The organism is Algoriphagus halophilus (assembly GCF_041729275.1).
GTDB lineage: Bacteria > Bacteroidota > Bacteroidia > Cytophagales > Cyclobacteriaceae > Algoriphagus > Algoriphagus halophilus_A.
On sequence record NZ_CP146486.1, the window covers coordinates 3,346,368 to 3,372,151 of the forward strand.

Here is a 25,784-nt window from a genome sequence, read left to right on the forward strand (position 1 = left end):
TTTTTAGAAATAAGAAAACATTATTCGCTTTTGGATATTAATTTATTGTTAAAATTTGTGAAATTTGGAATGTGAATCTTAACAATTCCTACCCCAAAATACCGCATCTCGATTTTACTTTTGTAGAGAATTATTTAAAACCAACTTATATCAAAACCAATTTATTATGAGGCAAAATTTACTGAGAAATTTGTTGTCATTGCTACTCCTTTTTGCGGGTACAGGTATAGCCTTTTCACAGGGTGTTACCACAGCCAGCATTCAAGGAAATGTAATTGACGAAACTGGTGAGTCCCTTCCAGGGGCAAATATCGTGGCAACGCATGAACCATCAGGGACACGTTATGGTGCAGTAAGTAACTTAGAGGGAAGATTTGTACTTCCAAATATGAGGGTCGGTGGACCTTATACAGTTGTGGTATCATTTGTAGGGTTTGAAGAGCGAACGTTTGATGGGATTGTTCTTGGCCTAGGTGCTACTTACACCTTGAATGTACAACTATCTGATGGAATGGAATTAGATCTAGTAGAGGTGGTAGCAAGTAAAGATGCTATCATGAACTCTGATCGTACGGGTGCTTCTTTGAACCTAAACAATGAAAAAATAAATTCATTGCCTACCGTAAACAGAAGTATCAATGATTTCACCCGATTAACACCACAATCGAATGGGACTTCCTTTGCAGGTACTTCGAGCAGGTTCAATAACTATACAATTGATGGTAACATTTATAACAATAACTTCGGATTAGGTTCTGGTCAATTTGCTGGTGCAAACCCAATTTCATTGGATGCTATCGAGGAAGTACAGGTAAACTTGGCTCCATTTGATGTTCGTCAAGCTGGTTTTACAGGAGCTTCTGTAAATGCGATTACCAAATCAGGAACCAATGATTTCTCTGGTTCTGCTTATTATTTCTTGAGAAATGACCAAATGATTGGTGATAAAGTAGGAGATACTCGCTTAAATGTAGGAGACTCTAAAAATGAAATTGTAGGTTTTAGATTAGGTGGACCAATCCTAAAAAATAAATTGTTCTTCTTCGTTTCATATGAAAAAGAGACCGAAGCGGTACCAAGTTTTACAAAAGTTGCATCAAGACCAGGCTTAGAGCCTGATGGTTTGACAGTTTCTAGAGTACCTGCGTCCCAACTGGATTTTGTAAGAGAGAGCCTTTCTCAAATATATGGCTACGAGGCAGGTCCTTATGAGAATTATTCATTTGCTTCAGAGCAGGAAAGATTTAATGCTCGATTGGATTGGAACATCAATGACAATCACAAAGTATCATTACGATATAACAACTACACAGCATTTACTGATGTACCAACCAATGGAAACTCTGTAAGATACATTTCTACCAGATATAGAAATACAAGCAGAACTGGGATCGAAGCAATGAATTTCAGAAATGCGAATTACACGAATGATAGAAAAGTACAGTCTTGGGTTGCTGAAGTAAACTCCAGAATCGGTCTGAATATGTCCAATCAAATCAATGTTGGGTATACCTCAATTACGGATCCAAAAAGAGGAAATCCCTGGAGGACAGGATTTTCCATTTATTGAGGTAATGGAGCCAGATGCCTCTGGTAACTTACTTTACTACATGTCCATGGGTAATGAGCTATTTACCGTGGGTAACTTATTGGAGAATAATATTTTCAATTTCACGGACAATTTCTCTATTTACAAAGGAAATCATACGTATACTTTTGGGGTGAACTTTGAATACATGACGTTCAAAAATGCTTTCAACCCGGTATTTAATGGTTTTTATCGATTCAATTCCTATGATGATTTTGTAGCAACTGTTATTGATCGTACACCAGGTTCCTATCCAGAGGCATTTGCAAAAGGATATGCATTAGATGGTTCAACAACTCCTCCAGTAGATAATACCAAATTTGGTCAAATCGGTTTTTATGTCCAGGATGAATATCAAGTGACTCCGAACTTGAAATTGACTGGTGGTTTGAGAATTGATTTTCCTTTTTACCCAATTGATATTCCGACCAATGAATTGTTGGATGACTTAAACAAAACCTTTGAAACTCCAGATGGCACGATTACACCGGATGTAAGTCAGTTCCCGAAAGTGAACCCTCTTTGGTCTCCAAGAGTAGGTGTGAACTGGGATGTACATGGTGATCGTACTACTCAAATACGTGGAGGTACAGGTATATTCTCAGGAAGAATTCCTTTTGTATGGTTGTCAAATCAAGTGAATGGTTCTGGTGTGGTAAGAGGTGGACTTGGTTATGAAGGAGAAGATGTAGTAGATGCCTTAGGCCCTAATTACGTGTTTAATCCAGACGTAACTTTTGGGAATCCGGAAAATCCTGGACAATCCCTTTCCAACGAGCTAAATCTGACAGATAGAAACTTCAAACTTCCTCAAGTATGGAGATCTAACCTTGCAGTAGATCAAGTATTACCATTTGGAATCATTGGAACCCTAGAGTTTATTTATTCTAAAGATGTTTCTACTCCTATTGCATACAACCCAGTGGTAAGAACTCCAGATGGAACGTTCTCAGGTCCTGATCAGAGACCTTATTGGGAAGGAAGTAACTATTCCAATGATGATGATTTTAGAAATGTATTTTATTTGACTAATGCTCAGAGAAAGGCAGACTACTACTCCATTACGGCACAATTGCAAAAGCAATTCGATAATGGATTTTCTACCATGGTAGCCTATACGAGATCTAGATCTCGTGATTTGGATGCTTCCAGCGGTGCTCAAGCGATCTCACTTTGGCCTGCTACTGTTCAAACAGACAGAAATGATCCAGAATTGAGTTTTGCTGGATTTGATATTCCTAATAGAGTAATTGCAAATATTGCCTATCAAACAGATAATACCACGATTTCATTATTCTATGAAGGTTCTGACGCTGGTAGATTCTCCTATACTTACTCTGGAAACTTTGGCGATGCCTCAAACCGATTGATGTATATACCAAACAATGCAAGTGAATTGGCTTTCCAGGAATTTACATTAAATGGAACTACTATTACTGCTGCTGAACAAGCGCAGTTATTGGATGATTATATTGATCAGGATAAGTATTTGAGTGAGAACAGAGGATCTATTGCAGAGAGAAACGGAGCAGTTAGACCCTTTGTAAATAGATTTGATTTAAGAATCACTGAAGACATCGTGTTATCGAAAGATCAAAAAAATAGACTTCAATTATCCATTGATATTTTGAATATTGGAAACATGTTTAATTCATCATGGGGAATTCAAAAGTTTGCGTATCAAGATAACTTGCTGAATTATAGAGGGGTTAATAGTGCTGGACAACCAGAATATCGATTGAATACTATCCCTGGTACTAGTGAGTTCCCGACTGATACATTTAGAAATACTACTTCAATTGGAGATACATGGAGAATGCAGGTAGGCGTTCGTTATATCTTTAATTAAAAATTGAAAATTTGGTAAAAAATGCACCCATATTAGGGTGCATTTTTTATTTTTAACAATTCTAAGTTTTTAATGGTTAATCGTTTATGAAAAATCTAATAACCTTAATTTTTGCTTTTGGAATTACTTTTTCCATGTATGCACAGACGGATTCTTTAATTCTAAAGAATAAAGACGTCATTATCGGTGAGATAAAAAGTATGGATCGTGGAGTCCTTACTATTGAAACCGATTACAGTGATTCTGACTTTAAAATTTCTTGGGACGGAATTGCGCAATTGTATTCCAATGCTAAATATTTGATTACCCTTTCTAATGGAAAGAGGTATAATGGTAAAGTGAATAGTGTAGGAGATGGAGTTATATCCATTGATACCTATGATCCTGATAATCTTCTTCCTTTACGGAAAAAAAGGAGAAACACAGATACAGAAGATATCGGTGGGGGGACAATTGAGGTTGATATAGATGATATAGTTTATTTAAATGCGCTAGATGAAGGGTTTTGGAGTAGACTTTCTGCCAATATTGATTTGGGATGGAGTTTAACCAAAGCCAATAACCTGAGGCAATTTAATGTGCGAAGTGGATTAGGATATTTAGCAGACCGTTGGAAAGCAAACGCAACCTACAACTCTCTAAGATCCACGCAGGATGAAATAGATCCAGTGAAAAGGACAGATGCCGATTTCTCCTATAACTATTTTCTCCCTAAAGATTGGTTTTTACTGTATAACATAACCTTTCTTTCCAATACAGAGCAGTTGATTAAACTAAGAACCGGTAATAAAGTTGGTATTGGTAAATACTTGGTTCATAATAATCAGACCTACTTTGGTTTTCAAGCAGGGGTCAACTATAACAATGAAAGATACTTTGATGACACCCCGTCAAGGAGAACAGGGGAAGGTTTCATAGGCGCCGAACTCAATATGTATGATATAGGTGATTTATCGCTTTATTCTCAAGTAGTGGCCTATCCAAGTTTTTCAGAATCAGGAAGATTCAGAACGGATTTTAAAATGGATGTGAAGTATGAGTTCTTCTCTGATTTCTATGTGAAGCTTGGTACAACCATGAACTACGATAACCGACCGATTGAAGGAGCCACCACCCTCGATTATATTTTCCAAACCACCGTTGGATGGGAGTTGTAAATTTCCTAAAAAAATAATATTACTTGGAGCCCTACTAATGGTAGGGTTTCCTCATTTAAGTCAAGCTCAAAAAGATACTTTAAGGCTATCCAATGAAGATGTTTTGGTTGGTGAAATCAAATATATGGATCGGGGTATCCTCTACATCAAAACAGTATATTCCAATGCTGATATACAGGTCAAATGGAAAGAAGTAAACACTATCCATTCTGATAACCTATTTTTGATTACGCTAGAAAATGGTGAGCGACTTGAAGGAAACTTAAAATCGATATCCAATGACTCCCTATTGATTCATGTGATTAAACCAACGAAAAGAACTCTGAGCCATATTGAATTAGATGAGCAGGAAAATTTTCAAATCAATAAAGACCAGGTGGTATTATTGAATGAAATAAATACCTCTTTTTCAAGTCGATTTAATGGAGATATAAGTGTTGGCTTCAACTTGGCAAAAGCAAACAAACTGAGACAGTTTTCTGTCAAGTCAAACTTGGGTTATTCAGGAGATATCTGGGGAGGTGCATTGGACTTAAACATGATTAGATCCATTCAATCTTCTACTGCCGCTATTGAGCGTTATCAAGGTAGCGGGTCAATTTTATTATTTCTTCCTAAGGATTTCTTTTTAGTAGGGGTGGTCAGCTTACTAAGCAACACACAACAATTGTTGGAATTAAGGGTGAATTCCATCCTTGGAGCTGGAATGTATTTAATTCATACCAATCATTCTTATTGGACCCTACAAGTAGGAGTTAATAACAACAATGAAAGATTTCAAGGAGACTTGCCCTCTGAAAATTCATTTGAGGCAATAATTGGGACCGATATTAATTTTTATGATGTGGGTGTTTTTAATTTTTCAGGTTCAGTTGCAGGGTATAGAAGCTTCGTGGATGAGGGGAGATATAGATCAGATGCGAGGTTTGATGTAACCTATAAATTTGTAGATGATTTTTTCCTAAAACTTGGATTGGCATTCAATTATGATAGTCAACCCACAGAAGGAGCCACTGATTTTGATTATGTGGTGCAAAGTACCTTGGGGTGGAAATTTTAGGTTTATTGGAGAATTACAGAATAAAACATCCTCTTTTTTTCCATTGATAAGGAACATTTGCCACGAGTATCTTTTTTACCATTAATCAAAAATTATCAATTTACTTTTATTGTTTACAACCTTTGTGTGGCATGAGGGTTTAATCTATATGTTATATAATAAAAGGTATATTCATCCCAACAGTTCTGAGTGGGTTGTGTTTATCCATGGTGCTGGAGGTTCTTCAGTGGTGTGGTATAAACAGTTGAAAGAATTTAAAGCCCATTTTAATCTACTGATGATTGATCTTCGAGGACATGGTAAGTCCATCGATCTATCCGAAGCGATTTGGAAAGACGAATATACCTTTCAGGAAATAACCATGGATATCATTGAAGTATTGGATTTTCATGCTATTCCACCTGCTCATTTTGCTGGCGTTTCATTAGGGACCATTATAGCCAGAAATCTCGCTGAGATGGAACCATCACGTGTAAAATCAATGGTGTTGGCAGGGGCAGTGACTAGGTTGAATATACAATCTAGGGTATTGGTATTTCTTGGCAATACATTTAAAAAAGGCATTCCCTATATGTGGCTTTATAGTTTGTTTGCATTCATTATCATGCCGAGGAAGCAGCATGAAGAATCAAGAAACTTATTTATTAATGAGGCAAAGAAGCTTTGCCAAAAAGAGTTTATCAGGTGGTTTAAATTAACAAAAGATATCAATCCTCTTTTAAAATATTTTAAAGAGAAAGCGATAAATATTCCTACCCTTTATGTGATGGGTGATCAGGATTTGATGTTTTTAGAACCTGTAAAAAATATTGTTGAAAAGCAGAGCAATTCTATTTTGAAAATTGTAGAAAAATGTGGGCATGTAGTCAACGTAGAACAACCAAAGCTATTTAATCAGTACGCATTAACATTTATTCAAGGTCAAACCTAAAACGGAGTACTTTCATTATTTATGAAAAACCAGACAAAGATCATCCTGATAGTAGGGATTATCCTCATTATTATCGCAGCTTTTTTATATCCAAGGCTGGACAGTCGTAAATCCAATGATGCAAGCGTTGCTTCTTCAGGTGCGGGCCCAGGTGCACCTGCTAATTTGCCCGTAAAAGTAGTGAAGCTACAAAGGGAGACACTCCGGAATCAGCTTTCCGTCACTGGTACTATTTTGCCAAATGAATCAGTTGACCTTAGACCAGAAGTTTCAGGGTTGGTTACCAAGATCACATTCAATGAAGGACAATATGTTTCTAAGGGTACTCCGCTTTTGTATTTAAATGACGATGAGCTTCAAGCTCAATTTCAAAGATTACAGTACACGCAAAAATTATTTGAAAGTCAAGAAAATAGGCAAAAGCAATTGCTTGCAAGAGAGGCGATTAGCCAGGAAGAATATGATATTGTTTTGAACCAGTATAATACAACCTTATCTGATTTGAAATTAGTGGAGGCTCAATTGGCTAAAACCGTAGTGAGGGCTCCATTCAATGGAATATTAGGTTTGAGGCAGGTATCTGAAGGAAGCGTGATAGGAACGAGCGATGTGATAGCTAATTTCGTAAATATTGATCCTGTAAAAATCGAGTTTTCTATCCCTGAAAGATATGCCAGCCAAGTTGAGGTAGGTTCTGAGATTTACTTTACCAATGAGTCTTCCCCTGAAGAGGTAGTTGGAAAAGTGTATGCATATGAACCTCAAATAGACGCTGCCACCCGTACTTTAAAGCTAAGAGCAGAGAGTCCCAATAAGGACAGGAAGTTTTTACCGGGAATGTTTGTGAGAATTCGTTTTGTTTTGGGTGAAACTGAAAATGCCTTAATGGTTCCTTCAGAATCCGTAATCCCAGAACTCCAAGGATATAAAGTTTTTGTTGTTGGTGCTGATAATAAGGCTGAAGAGCGTACAGTAGAAATAGGCACTCGTACAGACACCCATGTTCAAATCATCAGTGGTTTGGAAGTAGGCGATCTGGTGTTCACCACAGGTGTATTACAAGCAAGACAGGGATCCCCTGTAGAGTATACTCAAATCAATTAATATGTCGAGCTTATCAAATGTAAGTATCAACAGGCCTGTATTGGCAATTGTGATGTCTTTGGTCATCATACTTTTTGGAGCCATAGGGATTTCTTTATTGGGGATTCGTGAATTTCCAAGTGTGGACCCGCCTGTCATTAATGTTAGGACCACCTACGTTGGAGCCAATGCAGATGTAATTGAAGCCCAGATTACCGAACCATTGGAAGAAGCCATCAACGGGATCCAGGGAATTAAATCATTGACTTCAACAAGTAATGATGGAGGTAGCAGCATTACAGTGGAATTTGATGTGGGAGCAGATCTGGAAGCAGCTGCTAACGACGTTCGAGATAAAGTATCCGGAGCGCAAAGAAATTTGCCTCCAGATGCAGAGCCTCCTGTAGTATCCAAAGCAGATGCTGATTCTCAGCCCATTGTCTTTTTGAATGTAAAAAGTGACGAACGAAGCCTTCTCGACTTATCAGATATTGCTGAAAATATTTTCAAAGAAAGACTTCAGACCATTCCGGGGTAAGTAGAGTTCAGATTTGGGGAGAAAAAGAATATGCCATTCGTTTAAGAATGGACCCCTTGAAAATGGCTTCCTATGGGGTGACTCCGTTGGATGTACTTTCAAAAGTTCAAAGTGAAAACGTGGAACTTCCTTCAGGTAGGATTGAAGGAGAGACCATTGAACTTTCGGTGAGAACCAAAAGTAGGTTGAGTACTCCTCAGGAATTTAATAGTTTGATCATCAAAGAAGATCAAAATAATATTGTCAGATTTCAGGATGTGGGTAAGGCAGAATTGGCTGCTTTAAACGAGCGAACCGTTCTGAAGCGCGATGGGGTACCGATGGTAGGGGTTGTTTTAGTACCTCTTCCGGGTTCCAATAACATTGAAATCGTAGATGAATTTTACAGAAGATTAGAATTCATTAAAAAGGATCTACCAGATGACGTAGGCCTTGAGATTGGATTTGACTCTACTGACTATATCAGAAGCTCTATCGCAGAGGTTCAGGAAACAATTATTACTGCGTTTATCCTTGTAGTAGCGATTATCTTTCTCTTTTTAAGAGATTGGAGAACAACGTTTATTCCTGTATTGACGATTCCAATTTCCTTAATTGGGGTCTTCTTTATCATGTATTTGATGGACTTCTCCATCAATGTTTTGACGCTACTTGGTATTGTACTTTCCATCGGTCTGGTAGTGGATGATGCCATTGTGGTATTGGAGAATATATATACCCGAATTGAAAAAGGAGAAAAACCATTGGCAGCTGCCGAAAAAGGAGCAGAGGAAATTTTCTTCGCGGTTATTGCAACAACAGTTGCTCTAGCAGCAGTATTCCTTCCGGTAATCTTCTTGACAGGAACTACAGGTAGACTTTTCAGGGAGTTTGGTATTGTAGTAGCAGGATCAGTAATTATTTCATCCTTCGTGGCTTTGACCATGACTCCAATGCTTAGTTCGCGATTATTAAAACGTAGAGAGAAGCACAATAGATTCTACAATGCGACAGAACCGATTTTTGTCTGGTTAAATGATGGTTACGATAAGATGTTAAGTGGATTTATGAAATTCCGCTGGGTTTCATTCGTACTAATCGCATTTATGGGTTTTGGGATTTATTGGCTGTTTAATCAAATTCCAAGTGAATTAGCGCCAGTAGAGGATAGAGGAGAAATCAGAATTCAATTGAGTGGACCTGAAGGAGCGACGTTTGGTTACATGGATCGAGTAATTGACCAAATGGTGGCTGACTTTAAAGAGAAATTCCCACCTGAGGAAGTAACAGGTCTAATTTCCGTGACTTCCCCAGGATTTGGTACATCTAGCACAAACTCCGGATTTGTCAGATTTATTTTGACTGACTCGGAGAATAGGGAGCGCACTCAGCATGATTATTTCAATGAAATCAATGCCATGCTTAAAAACTATACTGAAGTTAGGGCATTTGCTTCCGAACCCCAGTCTATTGGGAATAGAAGAGGTGGTCTTCCTGTTCAGTATGTATTGCAAGCACCCAACATGGAAAAGCTAAAAGAAGCTATTCCAACCTTTATGGAAGAAGTGGGGAAAAGCCCAATATTTATTTTCTCTGACATCAACCTTAAGTTTACCAAACCTGAATTAGAGATTGAAATAGATCGAGCAAAGGCAAGAAATATTGGTGTATCCATTCAAGAAATTGCCAGAACCTTACAGCTTTCTTATTCCGGACAGCGCTTTGCCTATTTTATCAAGAATGGAAAACAATACCAAGTGGTAGGTGAAATGAGATTAGAGGACAGAAATGAGCCTATTAATCTAAGAATGCTTTATGTACGTGCTGAAAATGGAAGCTTGGTTCAATTGGATAATTTAGTTACGGTAACAGAAAGAAGTACACCTCCTCAATTGTATCGATTCAACAGATTCGTAAGTGGCACCGTTTCTGCAAACTTGGCTCCTGGGTATACCATTGGGGATGGTTTGGAAGAAATGGATCGTATTGCTGCAGAGGTATTGGATGAATCTTTCACGACAGATGTTTCAGGTCCATCCAAAGAATTTAGGGAAAGTTCTAACAGTTTGCTGTTTGCATTCCTATTTGCTCTGGTGTTAATTTATTTGGTACTGTCTGCTCAGTTTGAAAGCTTCATGGATCCTTTAACAATTATGTTTACTGTTCCATTGGCAATTTTTGGTGCTTTGTTTACCCTTTGGGCCATGGGCTTTACTCTAAATATTTTCAGCCAGATCGGTATAATTATGTTGATAGGTTTGGTGACTAAAAACGGTATTCTTATCGTGGAATTTGCAAACCAGAGGAAAGCTACGGGAATGTCAATTCATGAAGCAATTTATGGAGCAGCGGTAGCTCGTTTCCGTCCTATTTTGATGACTAGTTTATCGACCATCCTAGGGATTTTGCCTATTGCATTGGGATTAGGCGCTGGTGCTGAAAGCCGCGTACCAATGGGGGCAGCTGTAATTGGAGGGTTGACATTTGCAACCATCCTAACCTTATTTGTGATCCCTGCTATTTATACTTATCTCACTTCCAAAGAAGGAAGATTAGCCAGAATTTAATGAAAAAATTAATTGCCACGCTCTTGATGAGCAGCTTAGGTTCCGTAATTTTTGCTCAAAGTCAAGAAGCTTTAGATCTTGAAAAAGCAATCCAAATTGGATTGGAAAAAATCTGGATATAAAAATTGCGGTAGAGAATATCACAATTAATGAGATCAACCAAAGAATTGGTACGGGAGATTATTTTATGCCCACGATCGATGCGACCTACGCACGAAATTTTAGTACTGAGGATGTTGAGCAACGCTTTGTGAATGATCCAGAGCCCAGAACAATTGATGGAGCAAAGTCCCGAACAGAAAACTTTTCGGTAGTTGGTATTTACGGGTTTCAGCCTGAAAATATTATTGTTATGAAAAGGCTGGGACAATTGACTGAAATCTCCGAGTTAGATGCCAAAGTGGCAGTAGAAAATACGGTAGCTTCCATCTCAACCGCCTATTACCGATTAGTTTTAGAACTTCAAAGGTATCAAGTACTAGAAAGAACCTTGGAGCTCAGTCAATCAAGATTGGATATCGCGGAAGCACAATATGAATTGGGTGGTGCGGGAAAACGAGATTTTCTAACCGCAGAAGTTGATTATAATTCAGATCTGACGCTATTAGTCAATCAAGAGCAAATCATTAAAGCAGCCAGAATTAACTTAAATGAATTAATGGCGTTGGCTCCTGATACGCAATTCGCTGTGAATGATACGATTTTGATAGAGGAGCCTTTGAGGTTAATAGATTTAGAGGAGAATGCTTTTATCGATAATAAGCAATTATTGATTACGCAAAGACAGCAGAATGTAGCTTTTCTACAGATGAAGGAACTCCAAATGCAAAGGCTTCCTCAAATAAATTTGAATGGTAGTTATGTGAATAACACTTCTAATTCAGATGCTGGTTTCCTTTTACAAAATCAAAGGCAAGGTTTCAATTATGGGGGAATATCACATTGAATTTATTTAGTGGATTTACTTTGAACCGAAGAATTCAAAATGCAAAGGTCCAACAAAAAGTGCAGGCCTATGCTTTGGATCAATATGAGATACAATTGCAATCTGACATTCATCGAGCTTTTAATACTTATGAGACCAACCGCAACTTGTTAGAGATTGAAAAGAAGAATTACGAAGTAGCCAAGGAGAGTTCGGATATTGCTTTAGAGAGATTTAGACTAGGGATTTCTTCCTATTTAGAATTTAGAGACGCCCAGGTAAATTTGCTTACCGCTGAGAACAGGCTCATCACATCCATTTATAATATTAAAGAGATGGAGATTGAGTTGATGAGGCTTTCAGGAAAAATATTTTTCCAAAACAGCTATGAAGAACTCAACTTACCAACAGAAGATTAAAATATATTGAGCCTGATTGAATCAGGCTCATTTTTTATTTGCTTTTTTAAGAATTGCCTATTTTTCTTTTGGCATAGCATTTGCCAAAATATGTTTTCGAAAATCATTTGGTCTATTAATAGACCCTGTGTATGAAGAAAACAGCCATACTTCTTTTTACCATTTTAACTGTTTTGACCTTTGGAGTACAATGTACTTTTCTGGAAAAACAGTTTGGAGATGAAAGTAAACAAGAAGAGTATATTCTAGATTTGCCAGGGATAAAGACCCGTGGTTTTATACGGGCTGCAGTAGATAATAATTCTACTGGCTACTACATCTATCGTGGTCGTAGAATGGGTTACGAGTATGAATTGTTGAGAGACCTGGCCAAAAGACTGGATATTCAACTTCATCTGGTTTTGATTTCTGATATAGAAAAAGCATTTGATTACCTGGAAAATGGTAAAGTGGATTTGGTTGCTATGAATTTGGAGGAAAATCCAGAAAGGAAAAGCAGAGCAAACTTTTCTTTACCTTTGGGTAAAATGAGTACGGTTCTGATAGGTAGAAAATCCAATCAAAAAATATCTTCTTGGGATCAATTACAAGGTGATACCATCATGGTAAGGCAGGGATCCGTTTACAAATCCCAATTATGTGCAATCAAGGACTCACTTCAAGTCCAATTCACAGTCCTGGAAAAACCGGATCATGAAGAAACCTTAATTGATCAAGTAGTGAAAGGGGAAATTAAATGGACAGTTTCAGATCAGAATATTGCTCAGGCAAATGCCACATATTATGATGGTTTAGATATTTCTTGGAAGGTAAAAAAGGAAGGTGAAGTCTCTTGGGTAGTCAGAAAAAATTCGCCGAAACTTCTTTCTTCATTGGATGGCTGGCTGGAGGATAAACAGAAACGATTTATACCAGATCTTTATGCGAAGTATTTTTTGAATTCCAAAAACAGTTACTTTCGTTCGAATAGTCCATTTTCCTCCCTTGCGGGGAACAGAATTTCTCAGTTTGATGAGATTATCCAAGATGGGGCCGAGCAATTGGGTTGGGATTGGCGGCTTTTGGCTTCTCTTGTATATAAGGAGTCTCGTTTTGATACCACTGCCACTTCTTACGCGGGAGCTTCAGGCTTGTTGCAACTTATGCCAGTCACCTTGGAACGATTTGGAGTCAACAATCCCCATGATCCCATCGAATCATTGACTGGAGGTGTTCGCTATCTTCGATATTTGGATAAATTTTGGTTAGAAAGAGTTCCAGAAACAAATGAGAGGATCAAGTTTATCCTTGCTTCTTATAACATAGGTCATGGTCACGTGGAAGATGCTTGGAGACTTGCCATGAAATATGGAAGTAATACACAAAGTTGGGAGGCTATTTCTGAATTTCTGGAACTAAAGTCCGATCCTAAATACTATAAAGATCCCGTAGTAAAGAGTGGATTTGCCAAAGGACATCTGGCTGTAAACTACGTCAAAGACATTATGAGTATTTTCGACTCTTATAAAGCTTTGGTACAGCCTTAAGCACCTTCATGCAATTCAAACATCGCTTCTACCTCTACCGGAATATTGTCGGGAAGAGATCCCATGCCTACAGCTGATCTAACACCTATTCCATTTTCTTGCCCCCAAACTTCTGCGAAAAGTTCACTACATCCATTGATGACATAAGGATGTCGAAGAAAATTCTCGGTACAATTGACCATACCCAATACTTTAATCACCCTTTTCACTCGGTTTAGGGATCCTAAATTGGCTTTGATTGTGGAGAGCATGGCTAATCCAACTTGTCTTGCAGCAAGTTTTCCAGCTTCGATGTCTAGATCTACACCAATTCTTCCGATAATCAAGCTGCCATCAGTTTGTACTGTGCCATGTCCAGATAAATACAAATATTTGCCGTCTATTAGGCAAGGTTTATAAACCCCCAGTGGCTTTGGAGCCGGAGGTAATACAAGGTTTAATTTAGAGAAGTTACTTTCTGGAGTTTCCATCATATTATTTTCAGTGAAATTAGACAAAAACATCTAAAATCAGAACGCCTATTAATCCTATAATTGCGACTAAAGTTTCCATAAGAGACCAGGTTTTTATGGTGTCTTTAATGCTGACGTTGAAGAATTCTTTATACATCCAAAACCCTCCGTCATTAAAGTGAGAAAACATGAGGCTTCCTGCTCCAATGGAAAGTACTAATAAGTTGGGGTCAACATTCATAGTCGTGACCAGAGGGGCTATGATTCCAGCAGTCGTCAGCCCGGCAACAGTGGCAGAACCAACGCAGACACGGATAATGGCAGTTATGATCCATGCCAAAAGTAAGGGAGGAATATCCCAAGTACTTAAACCATCCGCAATGACTTGACTGACACCGGTGTCAGTAAAAATTTGTTTTAATGCCCCCGCTCCTGCTACAATCAATAAGATCATGGCAATATCTTTCGTGGCAATGGTGTAGATATCCATTAACTGGGTCATTTTAAAACCCCTTTTTAAGCCTAGAGTAAAGGTGGCCACTAATACTGAAATCAACATGACGATTCCAGGATTTGCAATGAAGCGAATAATGGGTCCAAGGCTGCTTTCAAGTGCAATATTGAGGTTCAAAGCAGTGGTGCTAACTAATAAAAATACGGGCAGTAAAGCGGTGAAAAAGCTGTTAAAAGTGCCCGGAAGTTCAGATTCCGGTCTGATTTCGGCCTGGAAAGTACTTAGGGGATTGGCATGAACATTTTTTAAAGTTTTGGCAAATATAGGCCCCGCGATAATAATGGTAGGGATGGCAATTAAAAAGCCATAAAATAGAGTTAAGCCCATATTGGCATCAAACTGGGCTACCAAAGCAGCAGGGGAAGGGTGAGGTGGCAAAAAGCCATGTGTCACAGATAAGGCTGCCAATAGTGGAATTCCCACGTAAACTGCAGAAATTTTGTACTGATAAGCTACTGTAAAAGCCAATGGTACAAGTAGCACAAATCCTACATTATAAAACAAAGGGATTCCTACCACCAGACCTGTTATAGACATGGCCCAAGTAATATTTTTTTCTCCAAAAATGCCCATTAAAAAACCAGCGATTTTCTGGGCAGCACCACTTTCAGCAACTAGCTTTCCTAGCATTGCCCCCATTACAATCACGATGACTAAATCACCTAATAAATTCCCCATTCCCGACTGGATTGAGCCTGCAATTTGATCCGCAGGAAGCCCAAGAAGTAATCCTGCAGAGATAGAGGAGATGATAAATGCTAAAAAGGGATTGAGCTTAGCCCAAACGATTAGTAAAACAAGGATTGCAATACTAAGCAGGACAAGAAGTATGGTCATGGGTCTACAATGGGTTTAACGAACAAGATAAAAAAATGAGCGAAAGACCTTTTACTCAAACTTAATAAAGGTATTGGATTTAGTTCTTGATGAGTTTGAACAAATAAGATTCATTTTTCCCTATTATTTTGATTAAATAGATGCCAGGGGGAAGAGGAGAGGTATATTCGGTGATAATATGATGTTTATAAACCCCTTCGGATACCAATTTACCATAGGAATCTGTAATAAAAATAGGTGCATTCAGTAACCTAATGGGCAAGTTTAAATAAACATTTTCTGGCCCTTGAATCGGATTTGGGAATAGGGAAGCAGTTTCATTGGATTGTTTTTCAATTCTAATTACCGGACTCCAACTTGATTTTCCTTGGGAGTTGGTGTATTTGAGTTGGTAATAAACCTCGCCTATAGGAAGAGGGTCGATGTCAAAGTATTCATTGGCTAGGGTTGAAAAGGTAAAAAGATGGCAAAGCTTAGGATTAGAGCTAGAAAACCTAAAAATCGAAATCTCAGAATGTGCTTCATCATTTGCTAATTCCCAAGATATCCTTGGTAAATTTTCTTTCCATTCGGCTTGGACTTCTTTCCAGATGATTGGAAGAATGCTCAATGTTCTGTAGCTGCCTACTGTAAAATTAACTCCCGATAAATCATTGATTGAAATATCTCTTCTTGCCCATAATCCAGGGTCTAATCCGGGTAAGTGAGTACCAGGAGCAGCATATCCGGTCCCTACTATTCTCAAATCGTCAACTTGATCAACGATGAGTTTATCTGCTGAGATTTTTAATTCAATTGAGTTGGTGGAAGCATTCATTCCTGAAAATTGAAAATAACTATAAAGCCTATATAAAATAGGAGTGCTATCCAAATCTGAGAATGAGGCATTATACTCTGCTCCTTTATATTCTGTAAACCTAATTTGAAGGTTGCCTCCCGCTGAGTTTCCAAGGAGTTGTACTTTCCTGATTCCTCCCTGAAAGGTATCTTCAAATGGGAAAGTGGCATTGCTGGAAGTTAAATTTAGAGGAGAGCCATAATAGGTGAATTGGTTAATATGCTTCCAAGATCCATCAGTATAAGAAAGAGAACCTGTCAAAGAGGTATTTATTGAAAAATTATTTCCCGATAAATCCAAGGTGCCTGAAACCATTTTGAGGTCATTGAGAACAGAAAGGTCTTCTTCAAAGATTACTTCCCCAGAAGCCTTGTTTAATTTAAGCTCTCCTACGTCCATTGAAAACCCTGAAACGCGCTGACTTTCATTTCCAGTAAACTCTATTTCAGTAGTACTCATTAAGAAGGATCCGGTTCCAGAACGTTCAATATCTCCTGATAATGAAATTTCGAGTGGCATGAGCAAGTCCTGTGTTCCCTGCAATTCCAAATCATGGATGAGAGCAGGTGTAGAAGAGTCAGTATATGAGCTAGAAAGAAAAGTCTGGGCCGTAGAGTTATTCTTAAAAATGATTTTTCCATCTAGTTGAATAGTGGAAGCTTCGATGAGTGGGCTTACCCCTTCAAGTATTAAAGAGCCTCCATCTTGCACTTCAAATAGTGAAGCACTTGTTGAACTTGATCGAAACAAGATTGCTTCGTTGCAATTAGAAATTAAAGTTCCACCCGCTTCAATTACAAAGTCACCATATGAACCTGTTCCATTGATAGTTTCATTGTTAAATGAAAAAGTGGAGCAAGAACTTGGAAGAGTAGAATTATCAAGGGTTTGGATGACAATTCCTGATTTGATGGTAAATTTGGAGGCTTTCAAAGGTTCTTCCACGGTTAGTTGAATACCAGGGCCTGGGTCGAATTCTACGGAATATCTACTATTGGTGGAAAATCCACTCCAAGCCCCTCTAGGAATAATAACTCTTGAGTCTCCTTTGAAAATGATCTTACTTGAAGTAGAATTTCCAATCCAGTTTTGACTATTCCAAGCCCCTGAAGGAGTGCCAGGAGCAGGTCCAGAAAATGCATTCATACTTCCATAGACTTCCAGACTAAATCCATTTAAGTTTAATTTTTGACCAGCGGTGGCTTCAGAGTTTATATATACATTTTTGACAGATTCGTTTTCCAATAGCTTTAAAGTATGGGATTGGTCAATGTAGATATCATGGCTTGAATTAGGTTTTGTGGAAGGAATACTCCATGAGGAACCGTCGAAAATATTCCACGTACTTAAGTTGGAAAAATTACCGGATTGAACAGTTTTATAGGCGCCAATTTCTTGTGAGAATAGCTCGAACCATGGGGCATTAAGAAATACAACTGCCAGAAGAAACCTGTATATTCGGCAGACTAAAAAATCCACTTTGGATGATATGTAGCCTTTGCTAACATGTATCAACTATTAAAAAAGTGTAACTAATATACTAAAAATGAAATTGAAAAAGAAGTTATTCTTCTACTTAATTCTTGGGTGGTTATTTCTATTTGTTGGAAATTTACAAGGTGTTGGCCAGCAGTATCGTGTCAGTTTGCTTACTTGCGATCCTGGTGAGGAGATTTATAGTTCTTTTGGTCACAGTGCAATTCGTGTAGTTAATTTAGAGACGGGCAGGGATCAAGTTTATAATTATGGAACCTTTGATTTTAGAGCTCCTAACTTCGTATTAAAATTTGCAGGAGGTAGGTTGGATTATTTTTTATCCGTTTCAACCTTTGATCGGTTTTTGGCAGAGTATAATTATTTTCAAAGATCCATGCGGGAATTGGAGCTCGATTTGAATCAGCAACAGAAGGCCGCCTTAGTTGAATTTTTAGAGATCAATTACCTTCCTCAAAACCGTAATTACCGATACGATTTTTTCTATGATAACTGTGGTACTCGGATTCGAGATGTCCTAGAGAATATTGTGGGAGATCAGTTGGTTTGGCATGATGAAGAACAGGAGCCTATTGAGAAGACGTTCCGGCAATTGATTGATGAAAAAGTTTTCTATATGCCTTGGTCTGATTTGGGGATAGATCTTGCTTTAGGATCGCGTCTCGATGTAGATGCGACTCCACGAGAGGAGCAATTTCTTCCAGATTACATGGAGCAGGCATTTTCCAGAGCAGAAATACAAGGTGATGGGCCTACACGACCCCTGGTAAAAAATGAACGAGTAATTCTTGATTTTGCTCCAAAGGAAAATTCTTTAGGGCTATTGAATCCCTATCTTCTCTTTTGGATTATCGCCATACTATTTACCGCAACTACGTTCATTGGGTTTAAGAAGAAAAAGCTATTTATTGGTTTTGACTTAGTCTTTTTGGAATCTTAGGGATTCTTGGATTAGTCATGAGTTTACTTTGGATTGGATCAGATATCCCATCTACCAAATGGAATTGGAATATTTTATGGGCTTTCCCTGGGCATTTAGTTTTAATTCAAGGTTTACTTTCAAAGTCTTTGAAACCATGGCTCAGAAATTATCTCTTGACAGCGTTGATATTGGCCGATGCTGCTGTGGTGTTTTGGATTTTAGGCTGGCAATCTTTTCATCCTAGTTTGATTCCGATTATGTTGGTCATCATACTTAGGACCAATTATCTTTATTATAATATAGCGCGTTATAAGACACCACTTGTCTGAAATATTCCAGCTGGAAAACTTTTAAGGGGTTATTAACTGTTATTAGACTTAAGATTGAGCTATGGAATTTAAATTGACATCAGATTACCAACCCACGGGAGACCAACCGAAGGCAATTGAAAAGCTAACCGAAGGGGTGAATTCCGGTGAAAAGTCTCAAGTGCTATTAGGTGTAACAGGTTCAGGAAAAACATTTACGATTGCTAACCTCATCCAACAAGTACAAAAGCCCACGCTTATACTCAGCCATAATAAGACATTGGCGGCACAGTTGTATGGAGAATTCAAGCAGTTTTTTCAGACAATGCAGTTGAATATTTTATTTCCTATTACGATTACTACCAGCCAGAAGCCTTCATCCCAAGCTCGGGTACTTATATTGAGAAAGATCTTTCTATCAATGATGAAATTGAAAAGCTAAGATTAAGTGCTACCTCCAGTTTGCTTTCTGGAAGAAGAGATGTCATTGTCGTTGCTTCCGTTTCCTGTATTTATGGTATTGGTAATCCAGAGGAATTTGGCAAGAATGTGATTCGCCTACAAGAAGGTGACCGCATACCAAGAAACCAATTGTTGTTTAAATTGGTGGATATTCTCTATAGTAGAACTCAGCAAGATTTGACGCATGGTACCTTTCGCGTCAAAGGAGATACTGTTGATATTTTTGTAGCCTATGCTGATTTCGGTTATCGAATTTTTTCTGGGGTGATGAAATTGAAGCGATTCAAAGAATTGATCCTGCTTCAGGGAAAAAGCTTTCTGATGAAAAAATCATTTCCATATTTCCGGCAAATTTATTTGTGACAGGAAAAGACACGATCAATACTGCCATTCATGAAATACAGCATGATATGGTGGATCAGGTGAATTTCTTTGAAAAAGAAGGGAAATTCTTGGAGGCAAAACGACTTCAAGAGCGGACAGAATTTGATCTGGAAATGATTAGGGAACTAGGCTACTGTTCTGGGGTAGAAAATTACTCAAGATATTTTGATCGGAGATTACCAGGTACAAGGCCTTTCTGTTTGATCGATTATTTCCCTGATGATTTCTTGTTAGTGGTGGATGAAAGCCATGTCACTATCCCCCAGGTAAGAGCGATGTGGGGAGGAGATAGATCCCGTAAGGTAAATTTGGTGGATTTTGGATTTAGGTTACCTTCTGCCTTGGATAATAGACCACTCAAATTTGATGAATTTGAGGACTTGACCAATCAAATAGTTTATGTGTCTGCAACCCCGGCAGATTATGAATTGTCGCAAACAGAAGGGGTAGTGGTAGAACAGATCATTAGACCAACTGGTTTGCTGGATCCAACTATTGATGTGAGGCCAAGCCAAAATCAAATTGATGATCTATTGGAGGAAATTGATCAAACCATTAAGAAAGAAGCGCGTGTCTTGGTTACCACTTTGACCAAAAGGATGGCTGAAGAGCTTCAAAAATACCTTGAAAAAGCTGGTGTGAAATCCAGGTATATCCATTCTGAAGTTAAAACATTGGACCGAGTAGAAATTCTAAGAGAATTACGCCTTGGGGTTTTTGATGTTTTGGTAGGAGTAAATTTGCTTAGAGAAGGACTGGATTTGCCTGAAGTATCTTTAGTCGCAATTTTGGATGCCGATAAAGAAGGTTTTTGAGAAACGAAAGAAGTTTGGTGCAAACAATTGGTAGAGCTGCGAGAAATCAAGAAGGTCGAGTAATCATGTATGCGGATAAAATTACTCCTTCTATGCAAATGGCCATTGATGAAACGAAGAGAAGGAGAGCTCTTCAAATTGAGTATAACGAGAAAAATGGAATTACTCCAACTACCGTTATAAAATCAAGGGATAAGATCATGGGTCAGACAAAAGTAGCTGATTCGAAAAAGAATGCTAAAATCTATGTGGAGCCAATGCCTGGTGAAGGTACTATGGCAGCTGATCCAGTAGTTCAATATTTAAGTAAGGACAAGCTTGAAAAGTTGATTCTGCAAACACAAAAGCAAATGGAAAAAGCAGCCAAAGAACTTAACTTCATGGAGGCTGCAAGATTAAGGGACGAGTGGCAATCTCAAAAGAAGAGATTGGAAGAGCTATCAAGAGGTCCTGGAAATTGAAAATTACAGAAATAAATGATGACCCTTCAAGAGGTGAAAAGTCTTGCTGCAAAAGGGGAGGGCTTAAAAATAGAATTTAAAAAGAAGGCTGCTTTTCCAGAAAAGATAGTCAGGGAATTTATTGCCTTGGCGAATACTGCTGGTGGGGTGGTGATGATAGGAGTGGATGATGACGGAACCGTTTCAGGCCAGCGGTTTATAGAGGAAGAAGTTTATGTGATGGAAAAAGCAATTAAGGAATTGATTTTTCCAGCCCTTCATTATGAATTGTTTGTTCTACCTATTAATTCTAAAAAAGGAGTTGCTGTTTTTAAATTAGAACAAAGTCAAAATCGGCCCCATTACCTAAAAATTGATAAAAAAAGACAGTCTTTTATCAGAGTTGCAGATAGGAGCGTACAAGCGAGTATTGAAGTTTGGGAGATTTTGAAAAAGAGTAAAAACCCAAGGGATGTCGTTTTTACTTATGGTAGAAAAGAGGAGATTCTACTTAAATCTCTGGAAGAAAAACAAAGGATTTCAGTTCGTGAATTTTCTAAAATTGCCAAAATTCCAAAATTTCTAGCTTCCAAAACATTGGTGAGGTTGGTTTTGGCAAATGTGCTGTTAATTCATCCCCAAGAGTCTGATGATTATTTTACTTTGAAAGAGTAGGAAGGTTGATCCCCGTTCTTTCGATGAATCCGAGATTCCCTTGAATGCCTCCAGTATGAATTAATAAGATGGAGGAGCCCTTTTGAAAGTAATTGTTTTGGATTAAATCCCACATAGCAAAAGCGGCCTTTCCTGTATAAATTGGATCCAAGACCACTCCAAATTCCTGATAGAACATCCATATAAAATCGAGTAACCCGGGCTTGTATTTTGCATATCCCCCGAAATGGTATTGGTCAAAAATAGTAAGTGAACCTTTTGGTTCGATTTTATAAAATTCAAATAAGCTCTGAATTTCTCCATGGATAAAAGTTCCCTTTAGTGAAGAGATTCCAATAAGGGATTGATGCTCCTTTATTGTTGCAGCCAACCCAGCAAGAGTTCCGCCTGTTCCAATGGCAGTCACGATTTGTGAAAAGCCATCATCTTCGGGAGTTAGAATTTCTTGAGTTCCTTTTATAGCAAGTTGATTCGTACCTCCTTCTGGGACTAAATAGAAATCTCCGAATTTTCTTGTCAGATCCAATTGAAATTGCTCTTCTGTTTTTTTCTATACTCTTCTCTTGAAATAAAATGAAGAATCATTCCAAGTGATTGAGCTAATTCCAGCGTAGGGTTCAATGGTTGAATCTTTTCTCCTCTGATAATTCCAATAGCTTTGAGCCCGGCTTTTTGGGCAGCAAATGCAGTGGCCGCGATATGATTGGAATAGGCACCTCCAAAGGTGATTAAGGTTTGATGGCGTTTTGAAAGCGCTTCTTCGATGTTGTATTTTAGTTTAAAAAATTTATTTCCAGATACTTGAGGATGAACTATATCTAATCTTTTAATGGAAAGTGTAACTCCTTTTTCCCTTAAAAGGGGATGGTGAATAGTCTGGTTCACTACTTCTTTTGGAGTAAGCATTGGGTTCATTTTAGAGATATTGGCAAAGTTAAGCTTGATCCTCCTATTTTTGCATTATGAATACAAATCCAGAAGAAGACTTCGAAGATGAGGAAGTTGAAATGTTTGAGCATTATCGGATTATTATTGACAAGGGACAAACTCTTACTAGGATAGATAAATTCTTAAGTGAGAAGATAGCTAATGCGACAAGGAATAAAGTTCAACAAGCCATCGATGCTGGTTCCGTACTAGTGAATGGAAGTCCAACTAAGGCCAATTATAAAATAAAGCCTTTGGATGATATTCGTGTAATGTTAGAAAAACCTCCAAAGGAAACAGAAGTATATTCTGAAAATATTCCATTGGATATCATCTATGAAGATCCTTATTTATTACTGGTAAATAAGCCTCCTGGGATGGTGGTGCATCCTGCACATGGAAATTGGTCTGGAACACTCGTGAATGGGCTCGTTTACTATTTCGAGAATCTTCCTGAAATGAAAGGGAATACCGGTAGGCCTGGGTTGGTTCATCGGATTGATAAGGATACTTCTGGTCTTTTGGTAATAGCCAAAACCGAAGAAGCAATGACCCACCTTGCCAGCCAGTTTTTTCATCATACCATAGATAGAACCTATATAGCCTTGGTTTGGGGAGAGCCGAATGAAGATGAAGGTACGATTACAGGGAATGTAGGAAGAAGTGCTAAAAACAGAAAGGTGATGGATGTGTTCCCTGAAGGAGATCAAGGAAAGCATGCCGTAACTCATTGGAAGGTTTTGAAGCGCTTACGTTATGTCACCTTAATCCAATGCAATTTAGAAACCGGAAGAACCCATCAGATTAGAGCCCATATGAAGTATCTGGGACATCCACTCTTTAATGATGCTATGTATGGAGGAGATAAAATTCGAAAAGGGACCCAATTTTCTAAATACAAAACCTTTGTCCAGAACTGTTTTGACTTAATGCCAAGACAGGCACTTCATGCTCAGTCTCTGGGTTTTATCCATCCTACCACCAAAGAAAAGCTCTTTTTTGAGGTTCCACTTCCTTCAGATTTTCAGTCTGTTTTAGACAAATGGGAATCATATGTGAATTTTGAATGAGATTAATTGGGCTAATGTTCAATAAAAACGTCAAAATGTTGCTAAATCAGCAATAAAAACGTGTTTTTCAATCATAAATGATAATACGGTTTCTAATGATTGAAAAATCGTTAAAATCACACCTCATTTCACTTCATTAATTTCCATATTTATATATTTCAATCGTTATCATTAAAAATACTGTAAAAATTCAGTTTATTTTTTATATAATTTGCAAAAACAAGCGAAGTGTGCCTATATTTGAATCATCAACAGAGATAAAAGATCTCTAACGACACATACTGTAGGATGTTGAAATTGGCAGACAAGCCCTCCTGTCTCGGGGGTGGAGGTCATGGGATAAAGCATTTAGCGAGCTCGTAAATTTGCCTAACTACTCCGTGGAGGTTCGAATCCTTCTCCTACAGCAGGTTATTTTGGGTTTATTGTTAATTGACTAAAACCATGAAATTTTGTTTCATGGTTTTTTTATGCCTTATTTTTTACAGCATAGAATATCTTTGGTCAATGTATGTTTATACAATAGATAAAATTGTATAGCCTAGGTCTAATAGAACATTGTCAAATTGATAAAAAAGCCTTAAAATAAAACTCAATAATTTTCGATTTATCAAAAAAAATAACATTTAAATTAATTTAATGTAAAAAATAAAATAAATTTTTGTCAAAATTTTAATAAACCAATGGTATTTCTAATTTTGAGCAGTCAATTAAAAGAATTGAACAAAAAACCCAAAAAGTCACATTAAGCATAGATGAATTTTTTTCACTTTTGCTTCCTATTTGCTGGGTTCTTAAAACATAAAGTATATATACTTATCTGTTCTCAAACCTATTTTACCTATTTAATTATTGTAGGATGTTGAAATTGGCAGACAAGCCCTCCTGTCTCGAGGGTGAGGAATCCAGTATAAAGCGTAATTCAACCGGACTATTGCCTAACTGCCTCGTGGAGGTTCGAATCCTTCTCCTACAGCAACTAAAAGCAACACATTGTGTTGCTTTTTCATTTAATAGAAAAAATATGAATGGTGTAATATCATTCATAATGGCTATTTTAGGTCTAAATTACCTTGAATGTCAGAAAAAGTCCATCATACAAAATCAGCTCACCCTTTTCGGAAAAAATTACTGAAATGGGTTATGATTGCTTTTTTAGGGCTCCTTTTTTAGAGTTTATATTCTATTTCGGATCCAATCTAGTGTTGTCTAATTGGGCAAGAAACAAGATTAATGATGCCACGGATGATGTTTATCAAATTGAATTCAACCGAATAAATTTTTCCCTCATTAGAAGGGGGTTTTTTTGGATGGAATAATAATGAAGCCTGTGGAGGGGTGGTTGCTAAACCGGGGCAGACTTTATTTGACTTTACGCTGGATGAACTCGCGTTTAAAGGACTTTGGTATAGTTTCTCGGAAAACATTTTTTACATAGGCAAATTAGAGTTTGATAATCCAAATATTAGCATGGATTTACCAGAAGATAAGACTGGAAATCCTAAACAAGTGGATTCATTAAAAATCGATAAAGTATCTCCTGTCAAGGAATTGGAGCAAGAAGTCAAAAAAAGTATTGAAAAAATGAAGTTAAATGCGTTGGTGGTTCGTTCACTGGAAATCAACCATGCGGATTTGTTTTTCTAAATTTTTTAAGTCCAAGTTCTTTAGAGGCAAATAACACCAAATTACTTGTCAGGGATATTAATTTGACCACACAAGAGGAGTGGGAAACACCTTTTAATGCAAGGGGATTTGAATTTGATTTAGAGAATGTATTATTTCCTTTGCCTGATAATGTTCATAAGATTACTGCAGATAAGGTCTTTATCAGTTCTTTGACCAATCAGGTTGACCTTAGGAATTTTGAATTGTCGGGAGATAAAAAGAAGGAAAGCAAGGCATACTACTCAGCAAAGCTAAATGCTTTGCGGATCGGAAATGTAGATTTAAATCAAGCGTTCATGACCTCAAGACTTTTAGTGGATGAGATTATCATGGAGGATCCTTTTTTAAGGTAGAGA

24 protein-coding genes and 2 pseudogenes are annotated in these 25,784 nt (G+C 37.7%); 21 read left to right on the top strand and 5 right to left on the bottom strand.

What is annotated here, in order from left to right; all coding sequences use genetic code 11:
- Positions 1-166: 166 nt before the first annotated feature.
- From V8V91_RS17915 to V8V91_RS17965, 11 genes and pseudogenes are all read left to right on the top strand, one after another.
- Positions 167-1,570, top strand: a complete 1,404-nt coding sequence (locus V8V91_RS17915) for a carboxypeptidase regulatory-like domain-containing protein (RefSeq protein WP_373396629.1) — start codon at positions 167-169, stop codon at positions 1,568-1,570.
- Positions 1,500-3,437, top strand: a complete 1,938-nt coding sequence (locus V8V91_RS17920) for a TonB-dependent receptor domain-containing protein (RefSeq protein ID WP_373396630.1) — start codon at positions 1,500-1,502, stop codon at positions 3,435-3,437. The genes V8V91_RS17915 and V8V91_RS17920 overlap by 71 nt, the downstream gene beginning before the upstream one ends.
- 86 nt (positions 3,438-3,523) lie before the next feature.
- On the top strand, positions 3,524-4,594 hold the full coding sequence (locus tag V8V91_RS17925) for a DUF481 domain-containing protein (RefSeq protein ID WP_373396631.1): 1,071 nt from the start codon (positions 3,524-3,526) through the stop codon (positions 4,592-4,594).
- A 37-nt stretch (positions 4,595-4,631) separates the two neighbouring features.
- Entirely contained in the window at positions 4,632-5,654 is a 1,023-nt protein-coding gene (locus tag V8V91_RS17930; protein WP_373396632.1) for a DUF481 domain-containing protein, read from the top strand.
- Positions 5,655-5,802: 148 nt separating this feature from the next.
- Positions 5,803-6,585: an alpha/beta fold hydrolase gene (locus V8V91_RS17935; RefSeq protein WP_373396633.1), complete on the top strand. Its 783-nt coding sequence runs from the start codon at positions 5,803-5,805 to the stop codon at positions 6,583-6,585.
- Positions 6,586-6,606: 21 nt separating this feature from the next.
- Positions 6,607-7,689 carry an efflux RND transporter periplasmic adaptor subunit gene (locus V8V91_RS17940; RefSeq protein WP_373396634.1) on the top strand — a complete coding sequence of 361 codons (1,083 nt, stop codon included), beginning with the start codon at positions 6,607-6,609 and terminating at the stop codon, positions 7,687-7,689.
- A 1-nt stretch (position 7,690) separates the two neighbouring features.
- Positions 7,691-10,752: pseudogene (locus V8V91_RS17945) on the top strand (efflux RND transporter permease subunit).
- Complete coding sequence (locus V8V91_RS17950) at positions 10,752-10,874, top strand: hypothetical protein (RefSeq protein ID WP_373396635.1); 123 nt, start codon at positions 10,752-10,754, stop codon at positions 10,872-10,874. The pseudogene V8V91_RS17945 and the gene V8V91_RS17950 overlap by 1 nt, the downstream one beginning before the upstream one ends.
- A gap of 44 nt (positions 10,875-10,918) precedes the next feature.
- Complete coding sequence (locus tag V8V91_RS17955) at positions 10,919-11,698, top strand: TolC family protein (RefSeq protein WP_373400746.1); 780 nt, start codon at positions 10,919-10,921, stop codon at positions 11,696-11,698.
- On the top strand, positions 11,695-12,096 hold the full coding sequence (locus V8V91_RS17960; protein WP_373396636.1) for a TolC family protein: 402 nt from the start codon (positions 11,695-11,697) through the stop codon (positions 12,094-12,096). Before V8V91_RS17955 ends, V8V91_RS17960 begins: the two co-directional genes overlap by 4 nt.
- 131 nt (positions 12,097-12,227) lie before the next feature.
- Positions 12,228-13,622 carry a transglycosylase SLT domain-containing protein gene (locus V8V91_RS17965; protein ID WP_373396637.1) on the top strand — a complete coding sequence of 465 codons (1,395 nt, stop codon included), beginning with the start codon at positions 12,228-12,230 and terminating at the stop codon, positions 13,620-13,622.
- Here the strand turns inward: V8V91_RS17965 and V8V91_RS17970 are convergent.
- The 3 genes from V8V91_RS17970 to V8V91_RS17980 all read right to left on the bottom strand — a co-directional run bounded on the left by V8V91_RS17970 (position 13,619) and on the right by V8V91_RS17980 (position 17,508).
- The gene (locus V8V91_RS17970; RefSeq protein ID WP_373400747.1) at positions 13,619-14,092 is read right to left on the bottom strand and encodes a RidA family protein; all 474 of its coding nucleotides are present in this window, start codon (positions 14,090-14,092) and stop codon (positions 13,619-13,621) included. The genes V8V91_RS17965 and V8V91_RS17970 overlap by 4 nt on opposite strands.
- Positions 14,093-14,111: 19 nt before the next feature.
- A complete protein-coding gene (locus V8V91_RS17975) occupies positions 14,112-15,425 on the bottom strand; it encodes a gluconate:H+ symporter (RefSeq protein WP_373396638.1) in 1,314 nt (437 codons plus the stop codon).
- A gap of 79 nt (positions 15,426-15,504) precedes the next feature.
- Positions 15,505-17,508, bottom strand: a complete 2,004-nt coding sequence (locus V8V91_RS17980; protein WP_373396639.1) for a T9SS type A sorting domain-containing protein — start codon at positions 17,506-17,508, stop codon at positions 15,505-15,507.
- A gap of 301 nt (positions 17,509-17,809) precedes the next feature.
- Between V8V91_RS17980 and V8V91_RS17985 the strand changes: the two genes are divergently transcribed.
- The 7 genes and pseudogenes from V8V91_RS17985 (at position 17,810) to V8V91_RS18015 (ending at position 21,763) form a co-directional block, all read left to right on the top strand.
- Complete coding sequence (locus V8V91_RS17985; protein WP_373396640.1) at positions 17,810-18,697, top strand: DUF4105 domain-containing protein; 888 nt, start codon at positions 17,810-17,812, stop codon at positions 18,695-18,697.
- 17 nt (positions 18,698-18,714) lie between these two features.
- Positions 18,715-19,008 carry a hypothetical protein gene (locus V8V91_RS17990; protein WP_373396641.1) on the top strand — a complete coding sequence of 98 codons (294 nt, stop codon included), beginning with the start codon at positions 18,715-18,717 and terminating at the stop codon, positions 19,006-19,008.
- Positions 19,009-19,069: 61 nt separating this feature from the next.
- Entirely contained in the window at positions 19,070-19,429 is a 360-nt protein-coding gene (locus V8V91_RS17995; protein WP_373396642.1) for a DEAD/DEAH box helicase family protein, read from the top strand.
- A 164-nt stretch (positions 19,430-19,593) separates the two neighbouring features.
- A pseudogene (locus V8V91_RS18000) lies at positions 19,594-19,748 on the top strand (hypothetical protein); the annotation flags it as partial.
- A gap of 60 nt (positions 19,749-19,808) precedes the next feature.
- Positions 19,809-20,648, top strand: coding sequence for a helicase-related protein (locus V8V91_RS18005; protein WP_373400748.1), 840 nt, complete (start codon positions 19,809-19,811; stop codon positions 20,646-20,648).
- Positions 20,645-21,109: a UvrB/UvrC motif-containing protein gene (locus V8V91_RS18010; RefSeq protein ID WP_373396643.1), complete on the top strand. Its 465-nt coding sequence runs from the start codon at positions 20,645-20,647 to the stop codon at positions 21,107-21,109. Before V8V91_RS18005 ends, V8V91_RS18010 begins: the two co-directional genes overlap by 4 nt.
- Before the next feature lie 18 nt (positions 21,110-21,127).
- Entirely contained in the window at positions 21,128-21,763 is a 636-nt protein-coding gene (locus V8V91_RS18015) for a helix-turn-helix domain-containing protein (protein ID WP_373400749.1), read from the top strand.
- On the opposite strand, the gene V8V91_RS18020 is transcribed toward V8V91_RS18015, so the two are convergent.
- Both V8V91_RS18020 and V8V91_RS18025 read right to left on the bottom strand, forming a co-directional pair.
- On the bottom strand, positions 21,747-22,289 hold the full coding sequence (locus tag V8V91_RS18020) for a 1-aminocyclopropane-1-carboxylate deaminase/D-cysteine desulfhydrase (RefSeq protein WP_373396644.1): 543 nt from the start codon (positions 22,287-22,289) through the stop codon (positions 21,747-21,749). The genes V8V91_RS18015 and V8V91_RS18020 overlap by 17 nt on opposite strands.
- A complete protein-coding gene (locus V8V91_RS18025) occupies positions 22,280-22,669 on the bottom strand; it encodes a hypothetical protein (protein WP_373396645.1) in 390 nt (129 codons plus the stop codon). Before V8V91_RS18025 ends, V8V91_RS18020 begins: the two co-directional genes overlap by 10 nt.
- A 56-nt stretch (positions 22,670-22,725) precedes the next feature.
- On the opposite strand from V8V91_RS18025, the gene V8V91_RS18030 reads away from it, so the two are divergent.
- The 3 genes from V8V91_RS18030 to V8V91_RS18040 all read left to right on the top strand — a co-directional run bounded on the left by V8V91_RS18030 (position 22,726) and on the right by V8V91_RS18040 (position 25,781).
- Positions 22,726-23,760 (top strand): RluA family pseudouridine synthase, encoded by a 1,035-nt coding sequence (locus V8V91_RS18030; RefSeq protein ID WP_373396646.1) that lies wholly within the window; start codon positions 22,726-22,728, stop codon positions 23,758-23,760.
- Positions 23,761-25,098: 1,338 nt separating this feature from the next.
- A complete protein-coding gene (locus V8V91_RS18035; protein ID WP_373396647.1) occupies positions 25,099-25,407 on the top strand; it encodes a hypothetical protein in 309 nt (102 codons plus the stop codon).
- Positions 25,408-25,469: 62 nt separating this feature from the next.
- Positions 25,470-25,781, top strand: coding sequence for a hypothetical protein (locus V8V91_RS18040; RefSeq protein WP_373396648.1), 312 nt, complete (start codon positions 25,470-25,472; stop codon positions 25,779-25,781).
- Positions 25,782-25,784: the final 3 nt, after the last annotated feature.

Excerpts from the sequence above, each read along its gene's own strand:
- V8V91_RS17915 (WP_373396629.1), top strand. The coding sequence starts at position 167 with ATGAGGCAAAATTTACTGAGAAATTTGTTGTCATTGCTACTCCTTTTT.
- V8V91_RS17920 (WP_373396630.1), top strand. The coding sequence starts at position 1,500 with ATGTTGGGTATACCTCAATTACGGATCCAAAAAGAGGAAATCCCTGGA.
- V8V91_RS17925 (WP_373396631.1), top strand. The coding sequence starts at position 3,524 with ATGAAAAATCTAATAACCTTAATTTTTGCTTTTGGAATTACTTTTTCC.
- V8V91_RS17930 (WP_373396632.1), top strand. The coding sequence starts at position 4,632 with ATGGTAGGGTTTCCTCATTTAAGTCAAGCTCAAAAAGATACTTTAAGG.
- V8V91_RS17935 (WP_373396633.1), top strand. The coding sequence starts at position 5,803 with ATGTTATATAATAAAAGGTATATTCATCCCAACAGTTCTGAGTGGGTT.
- V8V91_RS17940 (WP_373396634.1), top strand. The coding sequence starts at position 6,607 with ATGAAAAACCAGACAAAGATCATCCTGATAGTAGGGATTATCCTCATT.
- V8V91_RS17950 (WP_373396635.1), top strand. The coding sequence starts at position 10,752 with ATGAAAAAATTAATTGCCACGCTCTTGATGAGCAGCTTAGGTTCCGTA.
- V8V91_RS17965 (WP_373396637.1), top strand. The coding sequence starts at position 12,228 with ATGAAGAAAACAGCCATACTTCTTTTTACCATTTTAACTGTTTTGACC.
- V8V91_RS17970 (WP_373400747.1), bottom strand. The coding sequence starts at position 14,092 with ATGGAAACTCCAGAAAGTAACTTCTCTAAATTAAACCTTGTATTACCT.
- V8V91_RS17975 (WP_373396638.1), bottom strand. The coding sequence starts at position 15,425 with ATGACCATACTTCTTGTCCTGCTTAGTATTGCAATCCTTGTTTTACTA.
- V8V91_RS17985 (WP_373396640.1), top strand. The coding sequence starts at position 17,810 with ATGAAATTGAAAAAGAAGTTATTCTTCTACTTAATTCTTGGGTGGTTA.
- V8V91_RS17990 (WP_373396641.1), top strand. The coding sequence starts at position 18,715 with ATGAGTTTACTTTGGATTGGATCAGATATCCCATCTACCAAATGGAAT.
- V8V91_RS17995 (WP_373396642.1), top strand. The coding sequence starts at position 19,070 with ATGGAATTTAAATTGACATCAGATTACCAACCCACGGGAGACCAACCG.
- V8V91_RS18015 (WP_373400749.1), top strand. The coding sequence starts at position 21,128 with ATGACCCTTCAAGAGGTGAAAAGTCTTGCTGCAAAAGGGGAGGGCTTA.
- V8V91_RS18025 (WP_373396645.1), bottom strand. The coding sequence starts at position 22,669 with ATGCTTACTCCAAAAGAAGTAGTGAACCAGACTATTCACCATCCCCTT.
- V8V91_RS18030 (WP_373396646.1), top strand. The coding sequence starts at position 22,726 with ATGAATACAAATCCAGAAGAAGACTTCGAAGATGAGGAAGTTGAAATG.